We start from the raw sequence: 24,122 nt of genomic DNA, 5'->3' as shown, positions 1-24,122 counted from the left end.
CGAAAAGGGAACATTTCACATGTCTGTCCCTTTTCTGCACACATTAGTTCAATTTTTATAAATACGGGAGGAATTAAATCTATGAGCAATATTGGAGTATGGGAAAATGCCGAACCGGGCGTGAAACGCTGCATTTTAAGAGCCGAGGACAGTCTGATGATGATGGAAGTGCATTTCGCCAAAGGGGCCGAAGGTTACGAGCACAGCCATCCCCACCAGCAAATGAGCTATTGCCTACGCGGAAGCTTTATCTTTCGCATCGATGGCCGGGAATACTGCATTGGGGCCGGAGATACGATAAATATCCCCGGAAACGCGAAACATGGCGTTACCGCGTTGGAGGAAGACTCCGCCCTGCTGGACGTCTTTACGCCGATTCGCGAGGATTTGGTGAAGAAATAGAATTTTATTGAACGAACTACGAAAATGCCCCATACAAAGTGACTTGTATGGGGCATTTATATACATCGCCTCGTGAACCAATTGTTACGACATACGTCACACCGGACCACCGTGCAGGACCCGCTCGCGGAAGAGCAAGTCTCTACATCAGTCGCCGGCAGGCAGGAGGATCAGTTTGCCGCGGGCGTGTCCGCTCTGGCTGATGTCGAGTGCTCTACGCCAGTCCTCGAGGGCGAAAGTCTGGGCGACCGGAACGGTGAACTTGCCGTCTGCGGCGTACTGGGCGAACTCGCCGAGAACATCATATCGGAAGGTCTGGTCTGCTCCGGTGCTGGCACGGACGCCGAGTTCGGCCGCTGCGGCGAAGTCGCTGATGGTTAGAACACGGCGGGGATCACCACCGGCAATCCGGATAAGATCGGGTATTATGCCGCTGACCGGTGCAGTGTCCAGGACCAGGTCCACCGGCTGTCCGGCGAGCTCGGTTACCCGCTCAACCATTCCGTCACCGTACGAAGTCACTGCCGCTCCCAGCGAACGGAGCCGGTCGGCGTAAGTGCTACCGGCGGTAGCGATCACGCTGGCGCCGCGCATGAGGGCGATCTGGACGGCAGCGAAGCCCATCATTGTGCCTGCTCCGTGCACCAGCAGGGTGTGGCCCGGCTTAACACCTAGTGCTTTAAGGTGGTTGTATGCAATGGTGACCGCCATCGGAAGCGCCGCAGCTTGCACGAACTCGAGTCCTGCAGGGATGCGGACCCAATGGTCCAGGATCGCCCGATCCGACGCGCCGGCGCTCGGGGCGCCGACAAAGTCGGTGGTGCCCAGGACGGCGTCACCGATAACGACATCGGTGACGTCCTCACCGACCGCCTCCACAATCCCGGACAGTTCCAGCCCGATACCGCGGGGCAGATTACCGGGAAATAGCCCTTTGCATATGGCCCAGTCAACCGGATTCAGCCCGCAAGCTCGCACCGTCACGCGAATGCTTCCCGGGCCTGGGCCAGGGACCGCGACCTGTTCCATGCGCAGGACTTCGGCCGGTTCGCCGTAGTCGTGGAAGCGAATCGTCCGCATAGTAGCAGGGCTGGATGCTTGATAGTTCACATCTTTGCTCGACGTATCTAAATTCTCCAATTCGATAACCTCCATTTTGGTTTGGGAAATAATGTTTTTACATCAATTCAAACGGTGTTTCTAGGGATTGATGCATGAAGGCCGTTCATAAATTCCGTTCAAAGGTAAAGGCCTAACTAACCGTATGTTGGCCTTATGATCGAAATCAGGAAACCTTCTTCACGGTAAATCTTCATCAAATACGGGGGGCCGGTGCGAGCGCATACTTCACTTGTGTCAGCTCCTCGGAAACCGTCCACAACCGCCGCGCGACCGCTTCGTCATGCGAGCGCGCACTCGATTCGACCTTCTTGGGGTAGCCGCGTAATTCGAGACTGCTTGGCCCAAAGTAATCTCCACCTCGGACGTCTGACGCAGTGGCCGCATAAAGGGTCGGCAAGACACCCATTTTCGAGGTCTGCGCGAAAAGCGGATTCAGGCGTCGCATCATGCTGGAATGCCGCAGCGCATTGGTCGCTGTCCAGCCTGGATGCACAGCTACTGCCAGCGTTGATTGGCCTGCCGCAACAAGCCGGCGCTGCAACTCGTAGGTGAACAGTAGATTCGCCAGCTTGCTCTGAGCATAGGCGCGCGCCGGCTTGTAATTCCGCTCCAAGTTCAGGTCGTCAAAGTGAATGATTCCCGACCGATGCGACAAACTGCTTACCGTCACAATGCGTGCCCCCGGTGTCGCTTCGAGCCGATCCAGCAGCAAACCGGTCAGCGCAAAGTGCCCCAGGTGATTGATTCCAAATTGCTGCTCGAAGCCCTGCGCTGTCTTCCCGTAAGGCGGCTTCGCCACGCCGCCGTTGTTGATCAGGAGATCAAGCCGCCGGTAGTCCTGGCGAAAGGCCGCCGCAAAAGCGCGGACGCTCGCCAGATCGCCCAGATCGAGCGCCATTCCTACGACCTTGCCCGACGGCTTAAGTGCTTTAATCTGGTCCGCGGCAAGGTTGGCTTTGGCGATACTGCGGCAGGCCATAATGACCGTCGCCCCTTTGTTGGCTAGCGCCCGTGCCGCTTCCCAACCAATCCCGCTGTTAGATCCGGTTACAATGGCCACTCGTCCGGTCTGATCTGGCATATGGTCTTCTGTCCATGGTGTTGTCATGTGGTTTCGTCCTTCCTCCCGAACTTAGATCTGAGAGCCGCCTCCGTCGACGGGGAACTCGGCTCCGGTTGTGTAAGTCGCGTCGAACGCAAGGAATGCGACTGCTTTGGCCACCTCGAGGGGGTCACCCAATCGCAGCATTGGGATCTGCTGTCTCATCTGTTCCTTGGTCTGTTCTGCAGCTTCCTTCGGCATCGACTTGTCCATAATGCCGGTGTCGATGGGGCCGGGGCTGACCGCGTTGACGCGAATCTTCCGCGGCAACAGCTCGCGGGCCAGACTGCGAGTCATGGAGCGCAGCGCTGCTTTACTGGACGCGTACGCACTGATCATGGGGATACCCACTACGTTCGCGATAGAGGTGGTGAGCACCACGCCACTGCCTGCGTTTAGCAACGGGGTCAGTTTCTGTACGGTGAAATACGGACCTTTGGCGTTGACTGTAAGTAACTCATCGTACACTTCCTCGGTCATCGACTCGAAGGGGACAAAGCGCGTGATGCCGGCGTTTACGAACAGGGCATCGATCGTTCCGAACTCGGCCTTTACCCGGTCGGCCAACTCGTCGATCTCCGTTAACGAAGCGGCGTCGCTTTGCACTGCGACCGCGTTGTTGCCAAGTTGTTCAAGAGCTGAGTCAAGCTTAGCCTGGGAACGGCCGGTGATCAGAACGCGTGCTCCTTCATCCGCCAGCAGCTTTGCTGTCGCGAGGCCGAGCCCGCTGTTGCCTCCCGTGATCACTACTTTCTTGCCTGCGTATTTACTTATTGGATTGTTTTCCATTTTCTTCTTCCTCCCTTGGTTTATCCGGTATATAATCTTGCTAAACTAACGGTCAATTGATGGATAAGAAGCCCGTAGGTAAATTGTACAAACAAGCACCATAATGGGTATTTACTGCTTTCACAGAACCCATTCTTTCTAGTTTTCTTGTATTACTTTTGACGGGCGATTGACCCGACAGTGTAGTAAAATCTGCACTGTCTGTGCTAATCTTAGCTTAGCGGTTTAGGCTGTACAACCAGTAAACAAGCGCATTTGTGGCTTATACAACACATGAACTTATTTGTTGTCTTTTAGCTTTCCTAAAACGCACGCTAACCAATTAACCTGAGGGAGAGGGAGAAGCGTAACATGCCCACTAATACAAACGATCCACGTGTGAAACGGACACGTCAACTGTTGATGCAAGCTTTTATGGAATTGCTTGAACAGAGGAAGAAGAATGTCTCTTCTATTACCGTACAAGATATTACGTCCTACGCGACCGTAAACCGCTCCACGTTCTATGCGCATTTTGAAGACAAATTCGCATTTCTGGAGAGCTGGATGAGAGATAAATTTCAAAAGAAGCTAAAGGATGAACTGCCTAATGCTGCTTTATCCGATATAGGGAGCCTGCGGACGCTTATTTTAATCGTTTTCGATTTTCTTTTCTGTACTCGTCCGTATATGACTTTTGCCGATCGTCAGTATGAAACGCTGTTTGAGATCGTGATGCAAAAGGAACTATATGACCTATTATTTACCTGGTTAAGCGAACAATCGGAACCATCCGTTTCACGAGAGACGGTGGAGACTACCGCCCTGATAGCAAGCTGGGGCATATTTGGATCGGCCGTCGAGTGGAGCAGACATCCGCAAGATAGACCGGCGGAAGACAGGGCGCGAGATGTTTTGGAGGTCGTTGCTGCTGGTTTAGCCCCCGTAATAGGGTAATACATTGATAGCCGGGAATACCCGATCAAAGCCGGAGATACGATCAATATCCCCGGAAACGCGAAACATGGCGTTACCGCACTGGAGGAAAACTCCGCCCTGCTTGACGTCTTTACGCCGATTCGCGAGGATTTGGTGAAGCCATAGGTTTCCATTTAAACGAAAAACGCCCGGGACCGATGATACTTGGCCCGGGCGATACTTCTTAGTTCTTATGCTAGGATAGACGTTCAAACTCTTCATTGGCTCGTTCAACTCCAGATCTGGATAGCCGCCTCGTCCGGTTACAACAGCGTTTACTTACCAATTTCATGCTTGCGTTCATAACTTTTTTTCAAAAGTGTTATTGAGCAATCGAGTCTTTGAAAAAATCCGTAAAATTCACTGGTGATCTGCCAATCAGGTTTTCCAAAGCGGGATTAGTTTGCGAGAAATCTCCCTGGCGGCTTGCCTGAAACATACCCGTAAGCATGTCGACCATCACTTCCGGCAGTCCTCGGGACATCAAGTGTTTCCGATATTCATCATCCGACACGACGATTCGCCGAATCGGCCGATCCAAGACCTTGGAAGCAATCGATGCGATGCTATCCATGTTAATCGCTTCGGAAGCCGTAAGGTTAGGAGTTATACCTTCATATCTCTGCTCTGTCAGGATGACCGCTGTGGCTTCAGCCAGGTTGGAATGAGTGGTCCAGGCAACAGGACCATCTTCCGGAGCAATCAATTGCCCTGTTTTCAAGGCATCACCCATCCACATGATCGCTGATGCGGCATAAAAGCCGTTTCGCAGCGACGTAAAAGCCATTCCTGAAGATTTTAGCATCTCTTCTGTAGCGGCATGAACGTTCATGGGAGAAAAATGTGACGTTGCAGATGAAAACATTTGGCTAGTGTACAGCAGTCGGCTAACACCAGCTTTCTTTGCCGCGTCGATTGCGGTTTGATGGTGACGAACAGCAACTTCTCCCAAGGAGTGGGACGAGACAATGAGAACCTGAGACGCTTCCTCAAAAGTGTGAAGAAGACTTTCGGAATCATCGAAACTTCCTTCCCGAACACGAACTCCGCGTTCTTTTAGATCCTGTGCCTTGTTCACATCACGGACACTTACACCAATATCCCCGGCAGGAACACGCTTGAGAAGTTCCTCTACGACCTTCCGGCCTAATTTTCCATTCGCCCCTGTAACAACAATCATTTCTACACTCATCCTTTCGGTCGCAGATCAGATAAAGAGTTTCTTGTCATACGACTTTGTTTGTGCAATCATAATCGTAAGTAAAGGATAAAAGGATTGAGCCCATGCGAACAACCTGCAAAAAGCTGTTTTTGTTGTGTTCCCAACATTTCTTCCATTTTGTCTGTTATTGAGTTCAAGAGAAGGAGGGGGTAAAATGTCGGTAAATCCCGAGGATCCTCGTGTTAAAAGAACCCGTCAATTATTCGTGCAGGCTTTTAACGATTTGGTTGGGAAAAAGAGAAACATCTATTCCATTTCTGTGCATGATATCACGAATCAAGCAACCGTAAATCGAACAACATTTTATGCGCATTTTCAGGATAAGTATGATTTTCTTGAATATTGGATGACGGAAAAATTCCAAATGACTATAAGGGATAAACTGCCGGAAGAAACAAGGTGCAATGCGGAAAATCTGCGAATCCTTATTCAAACCATATTCGATTTTCTTTTGCGGTTTCAACAAAATAGTACGCCGGGAGACAAGCCGTTTGAAGCGATGTTTGAAAATGCCATGCATCAGGATCTTCATCGGCTCCTGCTAAAACGGGTAAATGAAGTGGACACACAGGGCTTTTCGCAAGAAAAATTGGAAGCTATGGCGCTCGTTATCAGTTGGGGCATATTCGGATCGGCTTTACAGTGGAGCCGGAACCCTCAAGATCGCTCAGTGGAAACGATGTTTGACGAAGTCATTGAGGTTCTATGGGTCAATTTGGCCCCTTTTTGGGAGCAAACAACCAGCTAAAGACACGCCTAATTGATGAAACTACAAAAAATGACCCATACAAAGTGACTTGTATGGGTCATTTATATACATCGCCGCGTGAACCAATTGTTACGACATATACAACTAAAAGATATTCTTTAATACTATAGAGAATGCGACAAGTCCCTACTCTTAAACGGTAAAGGTTCGTTTTGCCTTGCAACTTTTTTATATCAAGTTCATGATGCCTGGGATTCTCAGCGAGTATGTTTAAGTGATTTAAGATCCTTATTCTTGTTGGTTTGTCAAGCTTGCGAAGGTACTTTGCTGATTCTGTACTTAACTCAATTTCGTAATTCATGATCAAGATCCTTGAGGCGAATTGTTTTCCCCTGTTTGAATTCCAGTTCTGCTTGTTCAATTGCCTTTAGGTCATCTTCTGTTAATTCTTCATCATCGTAGGGGATATGGGCATCAAGGGGATTACTTATGAGACGCTTTAAGAAATCAGCTACGAGCGGGATATCTTTATCTGGTAATTGTTGAATTAAATTAGCAAGATCTTTCTTGGATACAGCCATTTCAACAACCCCTTTCACTACGAATGTAACCAATGAAAATCAAGGCTATACATTGATGATAACATATTTTAAAGGGATAAATTAATTTTTTGCTCCTTGCATTCATAATATAGAATCCGATTTTTTGGTAGAAGAAATTTAATTTCGTAATTCATGTTCTATATTCTTTTCTATTTCATACCCCCTTCAGAAACTCTCCAGGATCTTAATGAATAAAGTTCCCTAACTATTATATCAAACCTCTTTAGTTATAATTTACTTCTGCCGAAAATTTATTACTCAACTTTCGCAGAGCAAAAATCAGCTTGAGTCCTTGAGCTAGAAGAGGTGTCTTTCATTGTTTTAGACCATCAGCCCGAGCTAAAACAACTGCCAAGTGAATTAAAGTATTCTTTTCTTGGGGTGCGCGGCAGATCAATACTCGCTGTCCGGAGACTTTGCACGATTATCCCATTTGAACAGATAGCAGAGAAATAGACAAGCTCGGGAGAAGAAAATATTTGGTGGAAAAGCAGATAGGTTCGAGATAATTTAGACATGCAGGCCTGCTCGCTGTTATAACGGCTGGTGAATGGTTGAAGTTCCGTTCCCGCATTGACCTCCATGTGCCGCTCGCCCCCCCCAAATCAAGAATTTACGAACGTGAGTTCTATTCACTTTGTTATATCAAACGTACGTTCCCTTATCAAGCCGAAAATCTCACCTGAACCGCCTCATTTTCCCCCTCTCTTTTTCTTCTCTCTTTTTTTGGAACCCATGCTCAAGCATCCCCCCCCTGATCCCAGCTCCCTGAACAAATGGGATAATCGTGCAAAGGCAAGCAACAGGCAGGAACACCAAGACACGAACCCTTTAGACTGCCCTCTTACCTGGCGTCGATTTGTGACGCTTGTTTGCCTATTTTTTGCTGTGAAAGTTGAGTTATTATTTATTACTTTACAAACTACTGAATGTCCAAAGAGCAATTCTAATGAACATATTCATTGCACCAACAAATTCTTTTGTGGTAATTGTCTGTTTAGGGGGATTATCAAATCAAAGGAATTGGGAGCGGAATGCAAATGGTATACCCACAAAGTGCCTCGGCTATTGAAAGATACGCTGTTCTAGTATCCGGAGCGGGCAAAACTTTGAATCAGAGAAGGATCATTAATAACGTATCTTTGGCTGTTCCCTGCAACAGTACATACTCAATCATTGGTCCAAACGGAGCGGGCAAAACTACGCTGCTTCGCCTGATGAACGGGTTGTTGACCTTGGATGAAGGTACAATCCGTTATGCTAATGATGAGCATCAAATTGCGGTGCTGCTGGAGAACGACTATCTATTCGAAACCAAAACCGGACGAGAGAACATTCGCGATTTGGGCATCTATTTTTCACTTGACCCAGCACAAATTTCTGCGTCGCTGCAACGTTACTCCGCCATACTGCAATTAGACTCAGCGCTCGACAATAAGGTTGCTGCCTACTCAAAGGGTATGAAAAGAAAGCTCTCCCTACTGATTACATTGCTTAGAAATACACCGATTCTGATGCTGGATGAGTTGACCTCCGGCGTTGATCCCGAATCCAGACGGGTGATGCGCAGCGTGTTGAGCCAACTGAAGGAAGAAGGCCGTACGATCATCCTTACCTCGCACGATCTGGCCGAGGTTCAAAAGATCAGCGACTGGATTACGATTTTGAACGGCGGTACCGTCGTGGAAACTATCAATAATCAGGAGTTCAATGGAGACCTGGAGAACAGATTTTTTGCTGTGCTGGAGGGGAACTAATAATGGGCATTCACCCGATCAATAAGCTCAATTTCAGAGATATCCTAAAAAGTCCATCCTACCTGGTCATGCTCAACATCATGTTGATTGTACCGTTAAATTCCATGCTGCAAATTCTGAAAACGAACACCGGCCTGATGGAGTTTATCGTTGTCTATGTTTTTTTGATGTTGAATGTCTCCATCTATTTCTTTTTGAATATGCTGACCATCAGTCTGATTGTGATTTCGGAAAAAAGCTCGGGGCGCTGTGAATATTACCTGGCCAACCAAGTGGATGTTCGCCGGCTTACCGGCATATACAGCCGCTCCACCTATAGTTTAAACATCGGCCCCATCCTTTTGCTTGACATCCTTATGGCAGGTTACGCTATTGCCCGCCACGAGACTGTGCTGCTTCATTTGTTCCAAGATGTGTCTTTTGTTTGGTTTGCGGCAACATACCTTCTCTTTACTTATCTCGCTACCAGTACATTGACCTTAATTTCCATGCTTTCTAAATCTCCGGAGCGGATCCGCACCTATCTTTCGGTCAGTTCGTTTTTGTTTATTTTTGCCGCTACGCTTCCTGCTGCTTTAATTAAGAAACTTGGTTTCATTCCCAATGGCGACACAATTGTATGGTTTACCGGCAGCACCCTGCTTGTTCTGGCGATGATTTGTGCATCCGTACGCATGTATCTGTCTAATAAGCTGAACAATGAAATCGTTATCTTGTCATATAAACAGTAGCTTTCAATTGAAAAAAGGCTCATGACGTTTCAGCAACGCCATGAACCTTTTTAGCATTCAATTATCCATTCCGGGTGTTGCCTACTTCACAAATTCCAGAAGTTTCACAACAAGCGTTACGGCTTCCGCCCGGGTGGCCACTTGCTGGGGAGCGAAGCGGTTGTTGCCGACTCCGTCGACAAGTCCGGCATCAACGGCGGCCGCCACATACGGCGCAGCCCAGGCCGGTATATCCTTCGCATCGCTAAAGGCAAGCTTGGCTTGCGAAGCGGGGCGGATCCCGCCGGCGCGGACAATCATCGCTGTCAGCTCCGCCCGGTTGAGCGGCTTATGCGGACCGAAAGAGCCGTCCTTGTAGCCGCTGATAATGCCTGCTGCCACGGCCTCAGCTACTGCATCCTTCGCCCATGAAGGAATTTTACTTACATCCGTAAATGAAAGCTGCGTGCCGTCCGCGTTCAAATCCAATGCGCGTCCCAGCATGGTGACGAATTCCGCACGTGTAACTTGTTGATTCGGCCGGAAGGTTCCGTCAGCGTAGCCGTTCACGAAGCCGGCCGCCACAGCCTGATCGATGGCCGTTTTGGCCCAATGCTCTTGAATATCCTTAAGCACCGGCAGATTCTCAATGCCCGATCCGGTACCCGGATTGCTTCCGGGCTGCGCTCCTGTATCTGCCCCACTATCCGGATTTGTCCCATTCCCTGAATTCGCATCTTTCTCCGCGCCTGCTCCTGATCCGCTTCCTGAACCAGAACTCGAACCTGGGTTATTCCCTTTTCCTGAACCGGAATTTCCCGAACCCGAATTTCCTGAACCCGAATTGCCCGAACCAGAATTCCCCGAACCAGGGTTCGGTGTAGCGGCCCCCTTCTTCTCAATCCCGAATTGATCAATAATAAACGGCTGCGCTCCATTCAGATTCTGATCAATTTCATACGTAACGGCTGTCAGCTTGCCGCCGTCAATCGTAATGCCGACGAAATTTTGCACCTGGCTGCGTTTCGGACGCCGATTATCTTTCGGATCCGGACCGTATTTGGCCGCATGATTTTCTTCCGCACGTTCGAACAAACTGTAATACGCATCCCCAAGATCCGGGCTCGGGTTTTTATAATAAACCTTCGGACCTGCGGTCGCCGGGATCAAATAGATCGTACCGTCCGGGTTTACCGAGTATTCCAGTTTCTCTCCATTCAGCATTTCCGTAACTTTGACGGGCTCTGTTGCTTTGCCGTCCGCTTTGATCGGTTTGGTACGCGCATAAATATGATCATGACCCTGCAAAACAAAATCGATATCCAGTTCCGCCATGATCGGAGCGATTTTGTTGCGCACGCCATTTGCACCCATAATATCGGAGTCCGTTGCATGGTTCGAAGTGGTGTACGGACCTTTGTGAATATTGACGATTACCCACTGAGCCCCGGCCTTTTTGGCTTGCTGAACATCTTGTTTGAGCCACTCCACTTGCTCTACCGAGAAATTATCATACGTATCCGAATCCTCATTGGAATTCAAAATAACGAAATGCGTTTTGCTGTAATCGTATGAATAATAAGCACCTGTCTCGGTTGCCGATTTTTCCGGAACCTGCAGATTAAAGTGCTCAATAAACGCGTAATTCTCATCCTCGTGATTGCCCGCGGAAGGCGCCAGCGTCGTATGGAGCAAGCTTTCCTGCGAGTGTCCAAGCAGCCAATTCCACTGCTCTTCCTTGACGCCTTTATCGACAATATCGCCATTGTGCACGACAAATTGCGCTTCCGGTACGGCTGCCAACGCTTTGGCCAGCGTCTGGGAGGAGAGCACCGCTTCCTCTTCGTCCTTCGCCTGCGTGTCGGCCAGATCGATAAACGTGAACGCGCCTTTCTCCGGTGCGGTCCGGAAAGTTCCCGTGTCGCTCCAAACGCCCAGCGCCGCATCGCCTACCCGGAAATAATAGGACGTACCCGGCTTGAGCCCTGCTGCTTCCGCTTTATGCACAAATTCTGCCGGCGAGTTCGTAGAAGACGCGGAGCGCCCTTGGAACGAGATCGCCTTCGTAAAATCAGCGGCGGCGGCGGACTTCTCCACAACCTGAAGATCGCTGCCGGTTACCCGCTGGGAAGTATACCAGGTGAAACCCTTGGATGTTGTGGCATCCCCGTGAAACGTAACCGTCACTTTGCTCACTTTTTCCGGAACAGGATTCGGCAGCGTCTCCTTCATAATCCCGAACTGATCCACGATGAACGGTTGGGCGTTGTTTTGATGCTGATCGATTTCATACGTTACGGCCGTCAGCTTGCCGCCATCGATCGTAATGCCGACGAAGTTCTGAACCTGGCCTCTGGCCAAGCTGGTGGTTTCCCCGTACTTGCGGGCATGGTTTTCTTCCGCGCGCTCGAACAGATTGAAATACGCCTCGCCCAGCGCCGGCTTCTGGTTCTTGAAATACACCTTGGCGCCTGCGGTAGCGGGAATCAGGTAGATCGTTCCATCCGGCTTGACCGCATATTCGATACTCTGACCATTCAGCGTCTCGGTAATTTTAGCAACATCTTCAGCGGTTCCGTCTTGTTTGATCGGCTTCGTCCGCGCATAGATGTGGTCATGGCCCTGCAGCACCAGATCAATGCCCAGCTCGTTCATCAGCGGAGCGATTTTGTTCCTTACCCCGTTTGCGCCGATGATGTCGCTGTCGGTGGCGTGATTTGAAGTCGTATACGGACCTTTATGGATATTGACGATGATCCATTCCGCTCCCGCCGCCTTCGCTTGCTCTACATCCTGCTTCATCCAGGCCACTTGCGCTTCGGAGAAGTCGGCGTACTCCGCCGAATTCTCATTGGAGTTGAGCACAAGGAAATGCGCATTGCTGTAATCGTATGAGTAATAGGCGCCGGTAATCGTCGCTGCGTTGTCCGGCTGTTTTACATTGAAATGCTCGTAAAAGGCATAATTATCGTCCTCATGGTTGCCTGCGGCCGGGACAATCGTTGTATTCAAAAGACTAGGCTGCGAATGGCCCAGCAGCCAGTTCCATTCCTGCTCCGCTGTGCCGTGCTCCACCACATCCCCGTTATGAACGACAAATTTGGCGTCAGGGATGGTGGCAAGCGCCTTGGACAAGGTGGCTGCGGACAGCATGGCCTCGCTTTCGTCTTTCGCCTGCGTGTCCGTCAAATCAATGAATGTAAAAGCTCCCTCCGCCGGCGCGGTCCGGAAGCTGCCCGTTTCGCTCCAGAGGTTCAAGCTGGCATCGCCGACTCTAAAATAGTAGGAGGTATCCGCCGCTAAACCTGTCGCCTCCGCTTTATGAACATGCTCTCCCGGAGAATTCGAAGAGACGGAAGTACGTCCGCTAAATGTTTGGGCCTGACTGAAATCCGGCGCTCCCCCGCGATTTTCCACAACCTGCACATCGCTCCGGGAGGAACCGAGCGGCGTATACCATGTAAATCCTTTCGCACTGGTAGCATCACCGTAGAAAGTTACGGTCACCTTGCTGATTTCAAGCGCCGGAGCTTGAACCAACGCTTTCAGCTCCATATCGAAATAAAGGTCCGAACTGCTGTCGCTTTGTTGATGAACCTCGACCGCAATTTCGTTGTCCCCGTCCTTCAAGTAGGACTTCAGCGGCGCGGTCAGATCCACATCTTCATACAACACGGGAAGATCTTGGCTTGAGGTCGCTTTGGTGGAATAAGTGATCTCGCCTTCCGGCATCCCGAAGCGGACCGCCTCATGCCCGTTCACATAAACAACGGCCCCGTCGTCTATGGCGAATGTGCCGAGCAGCTGTCCGTACCCGTCGATCTCATCCTTATTGACTTGCAGATGCGTACGGAAATACGTGGTGCGATGCTTGAGACTTTTATCCGGACCATAGTTAACCTCTGTATTGAGCGGTCCAAAGGTAGAGGTTTCAATACCGCTGCCGTTATCCTTGTATCCAAAAGGAGCAAACCCGGAATCCCAAGAGGAATCATCGTACGTGGCTCTCCAAACGGACATTAAATCTTGACCCTGATCAAAATATTTCCACTCGCTGTTTCGCTGCAGCAGAATTATCGGCTCGTCTGGCTCGCCTTGCGCAGCCGCTTTGGCCACGGGCGAGGCTCCTAATCCTGCCCATAAACCAAACATCAGCGCTGTACATAACAACATGGATAATAGCTTTTTAGACACGTAGTTGATCATCTCCCTCTATTTTTGTTGGATATGTACTCACACTCCAAACAGGTTTAACATAACAAAAGGAGATTAATCGCTTGTCATCCCGGCGTAAAACCTATGTAAAAATGATTGCACCGCTTATAGATTGTAAGAATTTTTTCTTTTTTTGCGCATAACGCCTCCTTGGCCAACAGGGAAATTGTTCCTCCCCTATTAAAGCCGCCTATGTTATATTTAAGAGAATAGTCCTATGATTTTGAAACCAAATACATAAAAGGAGACGTTATGAAAAAAATAGTTTACTTAACGCTTACGGGGTTCCTCGCTGCATTTATCGGTCTTTTCACTTTCACAGCCCCAACTTTCGCCGCCGCACCCGCTTCTTACACGCTTTATGTGGACGGCAAACTTTCATCGGCCAAATTCCCGACGGTTGTAGAAAAAAATGTCACCCTCGTTCCGTTGAAACCGGTGCTTACCGATCTAGGTTATACCACGACCGTCGATAGCAAGACGAAAGCCATTACGGCCGCGAATGCAGACGGCTCGTCTATCACCGTGAAGACGGGAAGCAAAAAAGCCAAAATCAACGGGTCTGATGCCACCCTGCCCGCCGTGGTCAAGACGATGAACGGAACTACGTATCTTCCTTTATCGGCTATCAAGCAGTTAACCGGAAAACCGATCGGACTGGACGCCTCAAAGGCCATAGCTTGGATCGGGGACAAACCGGCGAAAACCGTCGCGATTCCGCCATGGGGAGCAACCCCGAAACAAATGAAGACGATCTTCAGCCATAAGCAGCTGATCGAGGAAGGACAAGAGGGCGATATTTATGCCCTATGGTACCAGGAAGCGCCCGATTACACGGATGAAATATACGTGTTTTATAAAAATAAACTGGCCAAATGGATATATGACCTGCCAGTTCCCAACTATGACGAGGCCGGGTTAATCAGTTATTACGATGGCATGCTCGAAAGCTTAGTTGACAAATACGGGGAACCGGAAACCAATATCGCTGCTGCCGATAAGAACAATCAGCCAATACCTCTGGCTGACGGAGGTTACTTCATGAGCGAGTGGATCATCGGAGGCACAAAAATCACTCTTTTCTTGAAACCGGCAGACGCCGGATACGTCATGAACATACAATATGTGGATACATCCGTAGAATCAAAAGTAAAAGACGCCTTGGATGCAATTTAATCAAAAATATTAAAAAACACTGCTGACATCCATTTGTCAGCAGCGTTTTTTTATTTATGGCTATGTTAATTTATTTATTACCGAGTTGTTCCGCCAAACCGATTAGAAGTCCTTCATTTCCACGAATGTAGCAGAGCCGATACGAGTTCTCGTACTGAACCACTTCGCCAACGAGCTGAGCACCATACTTAGTGAGTCTGGATACCATTTCGTCAATGTCTTCAACGGTGAACATGACGCGTAGATAACCGAGGGCATTTACAGGAGCAGTTCGGTGATCCGATATAGTAGGTGGGGTGAGAAATCGCGAAAGTTCAAGTCGGCTGTGGCCATCTGGGGTAACCATCATAGCAATCTCTACACACTGTGAACCCAGCCCGGTTACGCGACCAGCCCATTCACCTTCGACAGTAGCTCGCCCTTCGAGCTTCAAGCCAATCTCCTCGAAGAAAGAGATTGCGTCATCAAGGGATTCTACAACGATGCCAACATTGTCCATTCTTAGTAATTTGTTTTTTGCCATAGTTTTTCTCCTTGATGTGTACAAATTTATTATCTGATCATCTTCATATTTATTCTATCAAAGATTACCAATTTTTTCCAAACGATTAACTGCTCAATGCGACGGATGCACCGCTCCGTGCGACACGATGACGCGGCGGATGAACAGCGCCAGCGCCAGCCCGATCAGCGTCACGATCATCGCGAATTGGAACACGCCGTGCGAGCCCAGCGTCATCGCTTTCGCCACCTCGGTGACTTCGGTCGGGGCCGCGGACGCGCCGAGATACCGCTCCATACCGTGCGTCAGGATGCTGATCGCAACCGCAGTGCCGACCGCGCCCGCCACCTGCTGCAGCGTGTTCATCACCGCGGTGCCGTGCGGGTACAGCTCCGGCGGCAGCTGGTTCAGGCCGTTCGTCTGCGCTGGCATGAATACCATCGAGATGCCGATCATCAGGCAAATATGCAGCGCGACAATGAAAAACACCGAAGTCACCGGAGTGACGCCGGAGAAAAACCAGAGCGCGGCCGCCACGACGGCCAGCCCGGGCAGGACAAGCCATTTCGGACCGTACTTGTCGAAGAGCTTGCCCATGCGCGGCGACAGGAAGCCGTTCAGCGCGCTGCCCGGCAGCAGCATCAGGCCGGCGCTAAACGGCGAAAGCTTCATGCCCTGCTGCAAATACATCGGCAAAACAATCATGCTGGACAAGATGATCATCATACAGGTGAGCACCAGCAGCAGCCCGACGATAAACATCGGGTACTTAAACACGCGTAAATTCATCATCGGCTCGCGCATGAACAGCTGGCGAAGTACGAACAGCGCGAGCGCAACGAGACCGATGGCGATTGAGGCGATAACGATCGGGCTAGTCCAGCCCGCGTCCCCTTCCCCCGCCTTGCTGAAGCCAAACACGACGCCGCCAAAACCAAACGTAGACAGGATGACGGATAGCAGGTCGATGCGCGGTTTCGTCACTTCGGTGACGTTTTCCAAGAATTTCAAACCGACGAGCAAGCCGAGCACCAGAAACGGCAGCGACAGCCAGAAAATAAAGTGCCACGTCAAATACTCGATCAAAAGCCCCGCCACGGTCGGCCCGGTCGCCGGCGCAAACATGATGACGAGGCCGACGAAGCCCATCGCCGCGCCGCGTTTTTCCGGCGGATAAACGACCAGAATCGTATTGAACATGAGCGGAATCAAGAGCCCCATGCCGATCGCCTGCAGGACGCGCGCGACCATCAGCATCTCGAAATTAAACGCGAGCGCCGCGATCAAGGTGCCGATGATCGAGCTCGTCACCGAGCCGACGAACAGCTGCCGCGTCGTGAACCATTGCAGCAGCAAACCGGACAGCGGCATGAGAATACCTAAAGTCAGCAGAAAGCCCGTCGTCAACCACTGCGCCGTCGCCGCCGAAATTTGGAACACTTCCATCAGATTGCTGATGGCGATGTTGAGCGCCGTCTCGCTGAACATGCCGATAAAACCGCAGATAAGCAGGGACGCCATGATGGCGCGGGTATTATACTGCTTCATAAATCCTCTCCTCTTCACTATCCGTAGATGTTATGTTTTTATGCACGAGGAGTTTTTGTGCCCCCGCTATCTGCTTATTATACATGAAATGCGCAGGTGACATTTCTTATGGATTGCTGAATTTGAACAGTCTTTCGCTAACGGTTGTCATCACCGCTATTTAGCCGAAAAGACGGGGTTTCATGTTTTAACGGTTGTAGACGCGCTTATTGAGGTGAAAAAGAGCTCATATCCGCAGAAAAAGGCAAAATAAGCTCTGCCACAACCGTTAAATTTAGTTTCCCCTGCATTTTGCCGGAATAACAGCGATGACAACCGTTAGAATGATGGGCACTCAGCGCTTTGCGGTCATCAATGCAGAACTAGACCGTTTCCTTCCGTATCGGCACGATCTTCCAGTAAGTGCCGCATCTCCACAGCCATTCCAGCGGACCGAACCGGAACCGCCGCATCCATAGATGGCTGAAGATAATCTGCACAACCACAATGACGAGACTAACCAGCGTAGATACGACATAGGTGGTCTCGGCCGTTTTAAGAAAGAGGAACTGAATGCCAACCAGAAATACGGTCTGTCCGATGTAATTGGTCAGCGCCATCCGCCCGTAAGCTTGGAGCGGCCAAAGCAGCCGTGCGCCCGCACGTGAACGGTGCAGAAGCAGGAGCGAACTTAAATAAAAAACGGATACGATCGGCCCCGTTGCCACGCCGATATGCGCCAATAGGAGTGCAGCCTGCAATATCGGCGGGGTTTCGCCCCCCTCTACCGAGTATAGAAACGACGGCATCGGCTCAGCAGGAGCAACCCGCCACATAACGCCAATGCCAATCACCGTTCCGCTCAGCGATACGGCCCAGATCGTGCGCAAGGAAGACAGCCCTTTATGGACGGCTTGGATCAAACCATATTGGCCGGCCGCCAGCCCGAGTACGATGAGAAAGGGGATCGTCAGGAGCTTCAACCCCGCTCCCGCAGTGAGCAGCAGGCCGATGACACCGATAGCCAGATTGACCCGGCGCGGAGCCCAATACAGAGGCAGCGCTAGCAAGCCGACGACGGCATAGTTGAACAGGGCTTCCCCGGATTGAAAGAACTGGTGAATCACTCCGATTACAAGCAGAATGATCAGCCGGCGGACGTACAGCCTTAGTCTGGGCTTACCGTTCCCGTTCTTTGCCGCGGACCGGGATAAGAACATATAGAATCCAAGTCCGAACAAAAACGTGAAGATGGTATAAAATCTGGCCTCGACAAAGAAGTAAAGCCCCTTCTGAATCCATAACTCGGCGGCGTTCTCCGGCGTACGGATGAGCCACAGCGACAATACATTGACTAAAGGGAGTCCCAATAGGGCAAACCCCCGAAACAGATCCAAAAACGGAATTCGTTCATGGCTTGCTGCTGGTTGATTCATTTTCATTTTTCCTTTCATAGATACGAATCTTAAACCATCGTTTTATTGACCGCTTTGATATAGCGGGCTCTGACGATCAGGAAATACACGATCTGGACGGCGAGAAAAGCCGCCGAGGCGGTTAGCACAGGGACATAAACAGGGCTCTGCGAATTCATCATCTCCATGACCGGCCCAAGCACCACCAGCGACTGAAGCGCCGCCACCGCGATCGGGATAAAAAACAAAACGCCAATCTGAATGGTCGCCGAGACGTTCATTTCCCGGCTGCTGAGCCCGATTTTGGACAGGGAGCGATACATCGCCGCGTCGGCGGTCAGCTCCGTGTGTAATTTGAAATAAAGAAAGCTCGCCGAAGAGACCGAGAAAATCATGGCGACAAAAACGCCGATAAAACTAAAAAGAGAGAAGGTTTGTTTATTGGTGTAATAATCTTCCGACCGCGATTGCAGAAAACCTTCATGATGTCCGCTTCGGCTCCACTCGGTCAGCTCAAGGCCCAGTTTCGTTTCCGGGTCCTCCTTGCTTGGAAGCTTGCCGGAATCGGGAACCATAAAGACGGTGTTATTTTGCACGTAACCTCCCCCGGCCCGATGTTCCTGCTCCAACCGCTCGAATACCCCGTCCTGGACGACCAGCAGCTTCCCCGTATAGGATAGGAAGGCGGCCGGATCCGTCCGGGAAACAATATGTAACGGGTGCACCGATTCCGCAATCCGTATATCCATCGTATTCCCTTGCGGAGGATAATCACGCTTAGTTTCCGGCGTTTGCACCAGCACCGCTTCGCTTTCGCCGAGCTGTTCCACCGGGGCGATATTCATGACCGATGCCAGGCGGTTAAACTGCGTTTGCGAGATCAGCATGGTCTCCTCTTCCCCCGCCGTGTAGCTGTTGTTTGCGATCAAATCCGCCTTCGCGGCGCGATATTCCATGCCTGCCGTTCGGAGGGCTTTTTCGATGTAGGCAAGATCTTCCTCGGCCTTCGTTTTATCCCCGTCGCTGTAAGCCGTGTATCTAAAATTGAACGGATTTCCCATAAAAGAATCCCTGATCGCCTGCTGGGAAGCCAGAACAAACCCGGTGCTCATGCAGGCCAATGCGACAACGACGGAAACCAGAAACAGCATGCGCGCGTTATCCTTCAATTTATAGCTCATTTCCGAGATCCACAGCAGATTCGTGCCCTTCCAGGCCGTCGCCCGGCTGCGCTGCAGTCTTCGGATGATCCAGACGGACAGCTGGGAGTAGAAAAAGTACGTTCCGGCGATGCCGCTTACGGCCGCGATCAAAAGTCCGGTCTCATCAAGCTTCTTCCCATGAAGAGCCCAATACCCGATCATGAGCAGGGCGATGCCGAACAGGGAAATAAACACGTTCGCTTTCGGTTCTTTTTTCGGCTTGCTGCTGCCCGTGAGCAAATCCAGAACTTGGCGTTTCCGAATAAACATCAGCATGAACAGAGAGATAAACAGAAATAACAGCACAAACGCGCCGGCGGTTAGCAGGATCGCTTTTACGGGCCAGTAAAAAGGCAGCTCCTCCATATCGATCACCCTGGTGCTGACGAGCAGAAACACTTTGGACAACATTAGTCCCGCCGCGATCCCCGTTACGATGGCCACAGCGCCGATCAGCATATTTTCCAGGAAAATCAGCAGGTTAATCTGCCGGGACTCCGCGCCCAGGATCGTCAGGATGCCGAACTCGCGGTTCCGCGACTTCAGAAACGCGCTGATGGAATACAGCACGAAAAAGAAGGCGAACACATAAACGATGACGGTAGCGATCGTCATGCCGGTCCGGGTCATGTTGCCCATGGAGGAGCCGGCGATGTTCGGGTGATTAATAAAGACGGCATAGGTGAAAAAAATCATGACCATAAACGCGCTGCTCAGCAAATAGGCAACATAAGCGCGGGCATTGCGGCGGACGTTGTTAAACGCGAATTGAGGAAAGTTCACGATTATCCCCTCCCCAGAACGACAGCATATCGATGATTCTTTGGAAAAAAGCCTGACGGTTCTCGCCGCAGTGAATTTCCGCCGCCAACTTGCCGTCTTTGATGAAGACGATCCGGTTGCAGTAGCTCGCGGCCACCGGATCATGCGTCACCAGCATCAGCGTCGTCCCGTCCTGCTCGTTAATCTCAGCCAGCGACTCCATCACCGCCCGCGAAGATTGGGAATCCAGCGCCCCGGTCGGCTCGTCCGCCAGCAGCAGCACCGGAGACCCGATAATGGCCCGGGCGATCGCCGTCCGCTGCCGCTGTCCTCCGGAGATTTCGTAAACGCGTTTGTTCAGAATCCCGCCGATGCCAAGCTTCGCAGCCGTCTGCGCCAGCCGCGCCTCCGCTTCTTTCAACGGACGTCTGTCCAGCGTCAGCGGCAGGACGATATTTTCCGCCACGGTGAGCGTATCGAGCAGATTGAAATCCTGAAACACGAAGCCAAGCTGTTTGCGCCGAAAGTGCGCCAACTCTCGTTTTTTCATATTGTACGGGTTGATTCCCCCGATTCTGACTTCGCCCGAGCTCGGCCGGTCGATGGTCGATACCATGTTCAGCAGCGTGGTTTTCCCGCTGCCCGACGGGCCCATGATGCCGACAAACTCCCCCCTGCGGATCGTCAGATGAATATCGGTCAGGGCATGCGTCGCCACTTTACCGCTGTAAACTTTGTTTAATGCTTTGACTTCAAGAATATCCAAACTTAAAGCAGCTCCTTTCTGTGCCGTGTGCAAATTATATCCTAACTTTACGCCAATTCCGCATTAGGCTGCCATCGGTTTAGGTGAACCGGACCTTACATTTGCCATAAGGTTGTGTTCGCCTTTTTGTTCGGTTCGCCGTCCAGCATAACGGAAGAAGACACACCCCCATTAGGATGTGCCTTCATTGGCGTGCGCTTTGCGCAGGGTCAAGCTAATCGTGGTGCCTTCGCCGGGCGCGGATTCCAGCTCCACCTCATGGCCCAGCTTGCCGGCGATTTCCCGCACGAGATACAGCCCCATGCCGGTCGATTCGCGGTACTGCCTGCCCCGCTCTCCCGTAAAATACGGATGGAACACCCGGCCTATATCCTCCGGGGCAATCCCAATCCCTTCGTCGCGTATGCGGAGCTTGATGTACTCACCGGCGTCTTCCGCGGTCAGATGCACCGCTTTGCCGGGACCGCCCGAATAATTCACCGCATTGGTTAAAATCTGGCCCAGCATGAAGCGAAACCACTTGGCATCTGTATACACGCGCACCTCGCTGCCGATCTCGAATTTGGGCGTGATGCCCTTGCGGATGAACAGCGTGCGGTTCTCGGCGACGGCTTCGCCGGCCGCCGCGCGCAGTCCGATGGCTTGGACGGCGAAATCCTGCTCAAAATGCTCCAGCCGTGCGGTATAGAGAACCATGTCCAGTCCTTTGCGGATCCGTTCCAGCTCCTCGCGGATGCTTTCGGCCGGCTCGTTCTCCACTTCGGAGAGCGTCAGCTGAATCACCGAGAGCGGCGTTTTCATCTGATGGACCCAGCGGTTCATAAAGGTGAGGTGCTGCTCGGTCCGGCTTTGCTGCCGGTGCAGCTGTTCACGGTACAACCGCTCGTAATGGGCGGTCCGCTCATGGAAGGCTTCCGGCAGCGGAGCCTCCCCCAGCGGCGGATTGAGAAACTCCCCGGACGGCTCCTCCGCGGAAAGCTCCTTGTACATCGCCCGGTGCGTAACATACCGGAACCCCAGGTAGACGGCCAACACCGATCCGCTAAGCAGAACGCCGTACAGGACGACCAGCACCGGCCGCCCTTCGCCCGTCAGCCAGTAAACGAACGGGACAAGCAGCATTTGCACGCTAAAAAACAGGATAAGCGGGAGCTGATCTTTCCAAAACAGCCTCATGCCGGAGGCTCCTTGTCCGCCGCGATCCGGTAGCCGGCGCCCCGGACCGTTTCGATGAGGTCTCCCGCTCCCAGTTCCCTAAGTTTCCGGCGCACCCTCGTAATATAGACGTTCAGCGTATTGTCGTCGATAAAATGCTGGTCCTCCCACATCATATCCAGCAGCCGCTCCCGGCTGACGACCCGGCCGCCTTTTTCCATCAGCATGGCCAGCAGGTCGGCTTCTTTTTGCGTAAAATCGGCCGTACTCCCTTGGTAAGTCGCGATATAGCGCTCCGGGTACAGTACGATCCCCGCGTATTCGAGCGTCCGTTCCTGCCCCCGGCCGGAGGCGTAAGCCCCCACGGCGCGGCGAAGCTGGCTGCGGATTTTGGCCATCACAATCTCCATGTCGAACGGTTTCGTTATGTAATCGTCCGCCCCGTTTTCCAGCGCCATGACCTGATCCATCTGACCGTCGCGCGCGGAGATGAAGATGATCGGGCAAAGCGACTTCGCCCGGATTTGCCGGCACCAATAGAAGCCGTCGAATTTCGGCAGATTCACATCCAGCAGTACCAAATCGGGCTGCGTTTCCAGGAACGTGTCCAGCACCCGGCTGAAATCCTCCACAACCCGCGCGTCAAAATCATATTTCATCATGGACGAGCGCAGCTTGTCCGCGATTTTCATATCGTCCTCCACAATGAGGATCGTATACACTTTTAATCCCTCTCCTTTCCCGCCGAGCAACTCTGTCTTATTCACTATACCGAACTTTTTTGCTGGCTTCTATATAAAATAAAGCCAAAAATGCCGACATGTTATAGGTGGAAAAATAGAATGCTGGAGTGAGACTACCATGAAACAGTTGCTGGGAGCAGGAGCCGCATTGCTGATCGCCGGCATGCTGCTGGGGGCGTGCGGCAGCCGTGGGGATATGTCCGGGAACAAACCCCATGTGGACAAAGTTGCCGCGAAGGAGACTGCAACCAATGCCGCCTCTTCCGATACTAAAGGGGCTGCCGATACTAAAGAACCAAGCGTTGCTCAAGAAAAATGCGAGTCTTTTTATCCGCATGGCGGCGGGGCGTCCGCTGCCGATATCGTGTTAGATGACGAGGGGCCGACGGTCATATTGGCGGCCGATGACGGGATGCGAACGGAATATGGACTATCCGGCGCGGCGATGAACGCCAACGTGGAAGCGTTCAAGAAGCTTAAGGCCTGCGGAGTGGACTTGAATACGCCGGACGCTCAAGGAGAGACGGCCTTGCTGCTGGCTGTCGGAAGCAAAGCGTATGCATCTGATAGTCAGGAAGCGGCCAAGTACGACGAGGTTGTGGATTACTTGCTGGAGCAGAAGGTGAACGTAAATGCCAAATCGAAAGCCGGCCAAACCGCCTATACGGTCGCTTATGTGAATCAAGATCAGCAAACCGTAGAAAAGCTGGAGCCCTATGCAACCAGTGAAGAACGCGCCACGGCAAAATTGTATACGGAACTTGGCAACCTGACCTTGAAAGAGGTGAAGCGGTTGGTAGAGCAGGATCACGCCGATGTGAACGCGGGATTCGGCCAGCATGAATTTCCGTCCTTCTTCGCCGCCGTGGAGCTTGGCCGGACGGATATCGCGGCCTATCTGATCGGGCACGGAGCCGATTTGTCCCTGCGGCCGGGCGATGAAGGCGGGATATCGATCCTCCATTATGCGGTGTCATTTGGAAACCTGCCGCTAACCAAACTGCTGCTGGAAGGAAATTACGGCTTTGATGTCAATGAGACGGGGGATACGGGAATTCCCTTGTTAGCGCGGGCTGTAATCCGGTCGGATTATGAGATGGTCAGCTATCTGATCGAGCAAGGGGCCGAAGTCAACGTGACGTATTCGGACTTTGGAGAAGAACTTACGATTCTGCAAAATGTCGACGAAGATGATCCAAACGGCCTCAAAATCAAGCAACTGCTGATCGAACATGGCGCCGAGTAAATAAATGACAGCCGCTCCGCAAATCTAAACCAGACTTGCGA

General features: G+C 51.5%; 22 protein-coding genes. 7 read left to right on the top strand and 15 right to left on the bottom strand.

The window, feature by feature from the left end:
• Positions 1-81: 81 nt before the first annotated feature.
• The gene (locus NYE69_RS17865; RefSeq protein ID WP_036623409.1) at positions 82-402 is read left to right on the top strand and encodes a cupin domain-containing protein; all 321 of its coding nucleotides are present in this window, start codon (positions 82-84) and stop codon (positions 400-402) included.
• A 147-nt stretch (positions 403-549) separates the two neighbouring features.
• On the opposite strand, the gene NYE69_RS17860 is transcribed toward NYE69_RS17865, so the two are convergent.
• The 3 genes from NYE69_RS17860 to NYE69_RS17850 form a co-directional block, all read right to left on the bottom strand.
• Complete coding sequence (locus NYE69_RS17860; RefSeq protein WP_340927256.1) at positions 550-1,542, bottom strand: NADP-dependent oxidoreductase; 993 nt, start codon at positions 1,540-1,542, stop codon at positions 550-552.
• A gap of 175 nt (positions 1,543-1,717) precedes the next feature.
• A complete protein-coding gene (locus NYE69_RS17855) occupies positions 1,718-2,632 on the bottom strand; it encodes an oxidoreductase (protein ID WP_340927255.1) in 915 nt (304 codons plus the stop codon).
• A gap of 24 nt (positions 2,633-2,656) precedes the next feature.
• On the bottom strand, positions 2,657-3,415 hold the full coding sequence (locus NYE69_RS17850) for an SDR family oxidoreductase (RefSeq protein WP_340927254.1): 759 nt from the start codon (positions 3,413-3,415) through the stop codon (positions 2,657-2,659).
• A 351-nt stretch (positions 3,416-3,766) separates the two neighbouring features.
• Here NYE69_RS17850 and NYE69_RS17845 point away from each other — a divergent pair, with 351 nt between their 5' ends.
• Positions 3,767-4,351, top strand: coding sequence for a TetR/AcrR family transcriptional regulator (locus tag NYE69_RS17845; RefSeq protein WP_155621008.1), 585 nt, complete (start codon positions 3,767-3,769; stop codon positions 4,349-4,351).
• A gap of 343 nt (positions 4,352-4,694) precedes the next feature.
• Here NYE69_RS17845 and NYE69_RS17835 read toward each other — a convergent pair whose 3' ends face one another.
• Positions 4,695-5,552, bottom strand: a complete 858-nt coding sequence (locus NYE69_RS17835) for an SDR family oxidoreductase (protein WP_340927253.1) — start codon at positions 5,550-5,552, stop codon at positions 4,695-4,697.
• A gap of 196 nt (positions 5,553-5,748) precedes the next feature.
• Here NYE69_RS17835 and NYE69_RS17830 point away from each other — a divergent pair, with 196 nt between their 5' ends.
• Complete coding sequence (locus NYE69_RS17830) at positions 5,749-6,342, top strand: TetR/AcrR family transcriptional regulator (RefSeq protein WP_340927252.1); 594 nt, start codon at positions 5,749-5,751, stop codon at positions 6,340-6,342.
• A gap of 58 nt (positions 6,343-6,400) precedes the next feature.
• On the opposite strand, the gene NYE69_RS33745 is transcribed toward NYE69_RS17830, so the two are convergent.
• From NYE69_RS33745 to NYE69_RS17820, 3 genes are all read right to left on the bottom strand, one after another.
• The gene (locus NYE69_RS33745) at positions 6,401-6,664 is read right to left on the bottom strand and encodes a type II toxin-antitoxin system RelE family toxin (protein ID WP_445744778.1); all 264 of its coding nucleotides are present in this window, start codon (positions 6,662-6,664) and stop codon (positions 6,401-6,403) included.
• Positions 6,648-6,884 carry a hypothetical protein gene (locus NYE69_RS17825; protein WP_328272377.1) on the bottom strand — a complete coding sequence of 79 codons (237 nt, stop codon included), beginning with the start codon at positions 6,882-6,884 and terminating at the stop codon, positions 6,648-6,650. The genes NYE69_RS33745 and NYE69_RS17825 overlap by 17 nt, the downstream gene beginning before the upstream one ends.
• Positions 6,885-7,234: 350 nt before the next feature.
• On the bottom strand, positions 7,235-7,489 hold the full coding sequence (locus tag NYE69_RS17820; protein WP_340927250.1) for a hypothetical protein: 255 nt from the start codon (positions 7,487-7,489) through the stop codon (positions 7,235-7,237).
• A gap of 456 nt (positions 7,490-7,945) precedes the next feature.
• On the opposite strand from NYE69_RS17820, the gene NYE69_RS17815 reads away from it, so the two are divergent.
• Both NYE69_RS17815 and NYE69_RS17810 read left to right on the top strand, forming a co-directional pair.
• A complete protein-coding gene (locus NYE69_RS17815; protein ID WP_340927249.1) occupies positions 7,946-8,662 on the top strand; it encodes an ABC transporter ATP-binding protein in 717 nt (238 codons plus the stop codon).
• Positions 8,663-8,664: 2 nt separating this feature from the next.
• Positions 8,665-9,393, top strand: coding sequence for a hypothetical protein (locus tag NYE69_RS17810; protein ID WP_340927248.1), 729 nt, complete (start codon positions 8,665-8,667; stop codon positions 9,391-9,393).
• A gap of 81 nt (positions 9,394-9,474) precedes the next feature.
• Here NYE69_RS17810 and NYE69_RS17805 read toward each other — a convergent pair whose 3' ends face one another.
• Complete coding sequence (locus tag NYE69_RS17805) at positions 9,475-13,566, bottom strand: S-layer homology domain-containing protein (protein WP_340927247.1); 4,092 nt, start codon at positions 13,564-13,566, stop codon at positions 9,475-9,477.
• Positions 13,567-13,839: 273 nt separating this feature from the next.
• Here NYE69_RS17805 and NYE69_RS17800 point away from each other — a divergent pair, with 273 nt between their 5' ends.
• Positions 13,840-14,763, top strand: a complete 924-nt coding sequence (locus tag NYE69_RS17800; protein WP_340927246.1) for a copper amine oxidase N-terminal domain-containing protein — start codon at positions 13,840-13,842, stop codon at positions 14,761-14,763.
• Between the two features lie 70 nt (positions 14,764-14,833).
• On the opposite strand, the gene NYE69_RS17795 is transcribed toward NYE69_RS17800, so the two are convergent.
• The 7 genes from NYE69_RS17795 to NYE69_RS17765 form a co-directional block, all read right to left on the bottom strand.
• Positions 14,834-15,286, bottom strand: coding sequence for a VOC family protein (locus tag NYE69_RS17795; protein WP_340927245.1), 453 nt, complete (start codon positions 15,284-15,286; stop codon positions 14,834-14,836).
• A 93-nt stretch (positions 15,287-15,379) separates the two neighbouring features.
• On the bottom strand, positions 15,380-16,813 hold the full coding sequence (locus NYE69_RS17790) for a DHA2 family efflux MFS transporter permease subunit (RefSeq protein WP_340927243.1): 1,434 nt from the start codon (positions 16,811-16,813) through the stop codon (positions 15,380-15,382).
• Between the two features lie 362 nt (positions 16,814-17,175).
• Positions 17,176-18,228, bottom strand: a complete 1,053-nt coding sequence (locus tag NYE69_RS17785) for a DUF418 domain-containing protein (protein ID WP_340927242.1) — start codon at positions 18,226-18,228, stop codon at positions 17,176-17,178.
• Between the two features lie 29 nt (positions 18,229-18,257).
• On the bottom strand, positions 18,258-20,192 hold the full coding sequence (locus tag NYE69_RS17780) for an ABC transporter permease (protein WP_340927241.1): 1,935 nt from the start codon (positions 20,190-20,192) through the stop codon (positions 18,258-18,260).
• Positions 20,167-20,937 carry an ABC transporter ATP-binding protein gene (locus NYE69_RS17775; protein ID WP_240751706.1) on the bottom strand — a complete coding sequence of 257 codons (771 nt, stop codon included), beginning with the start codon at positions 20,935-20,937 and terminating at the stop codon, positions 20,167-20,169. The genes NYE69_RS17780 and NYE69_RS17775 overlap by 26 nt, the downstream gene beginning before the upstream one ends.
• A 171-nt stretch (positions 20,938-21,108) precedes the next feature.
• Positions 21,109-22,113, bottom strand: a complete 1,005-nt coding sequence (locus NYE69_RS17770; RefSeq protein WP_240751705.1) for a sensor histidine kinase — start codon at positions 22,111-22,113, stop codon at positions 21,109-21,111.
• Positions 22,110-22,814, bottom strand: coding sequence for a response regulator transcription factor (locus NYE69_RS17765; protein WP_340930431.1), 705 nt, complete (start codon positions 22,812-22,814; stop codon positions 22,110-22,112). The genes NYE69_RS17770 and NYE69_RS17765 overlap by 4 nt, the downstream gene beginning before the upstream one ends.
• A 139-nt stretch (positions 22,815-22,953) precedes the next feature.
• Between NYE69_RS17765 and NYE69_RS17760 the strand changes: the two genes are divergently transcribed.
• A complete protein-coding gene (locus tag NYE69_RS17760; RefSeq protein WP_240751704.1) occupies positions 22,954-24,081 on the top strand; it encodes an ankyrin repeat domain-containing protein in 1,128 nt (375 codons plus the stop codon).
• The last annotated feature ends 41 nt before the right edge of the window (positions 24,082-24,122 follow it).

Origin of the sequence: Paenibacillus sp. FSL R5-0527 (genome assembly GCF_038008055.1) — a bacterium.
Lineage (GTDB): Bacteria > Bacillota > Bacilli > Paenibacillales > Paenibacillaceae > Fontibacillus > Fontibacillus macerans.
Note: the sequence above shows the minus strand (reverse complement) of the source record. Positions and strands in the feature narration are given on the sequence as shown.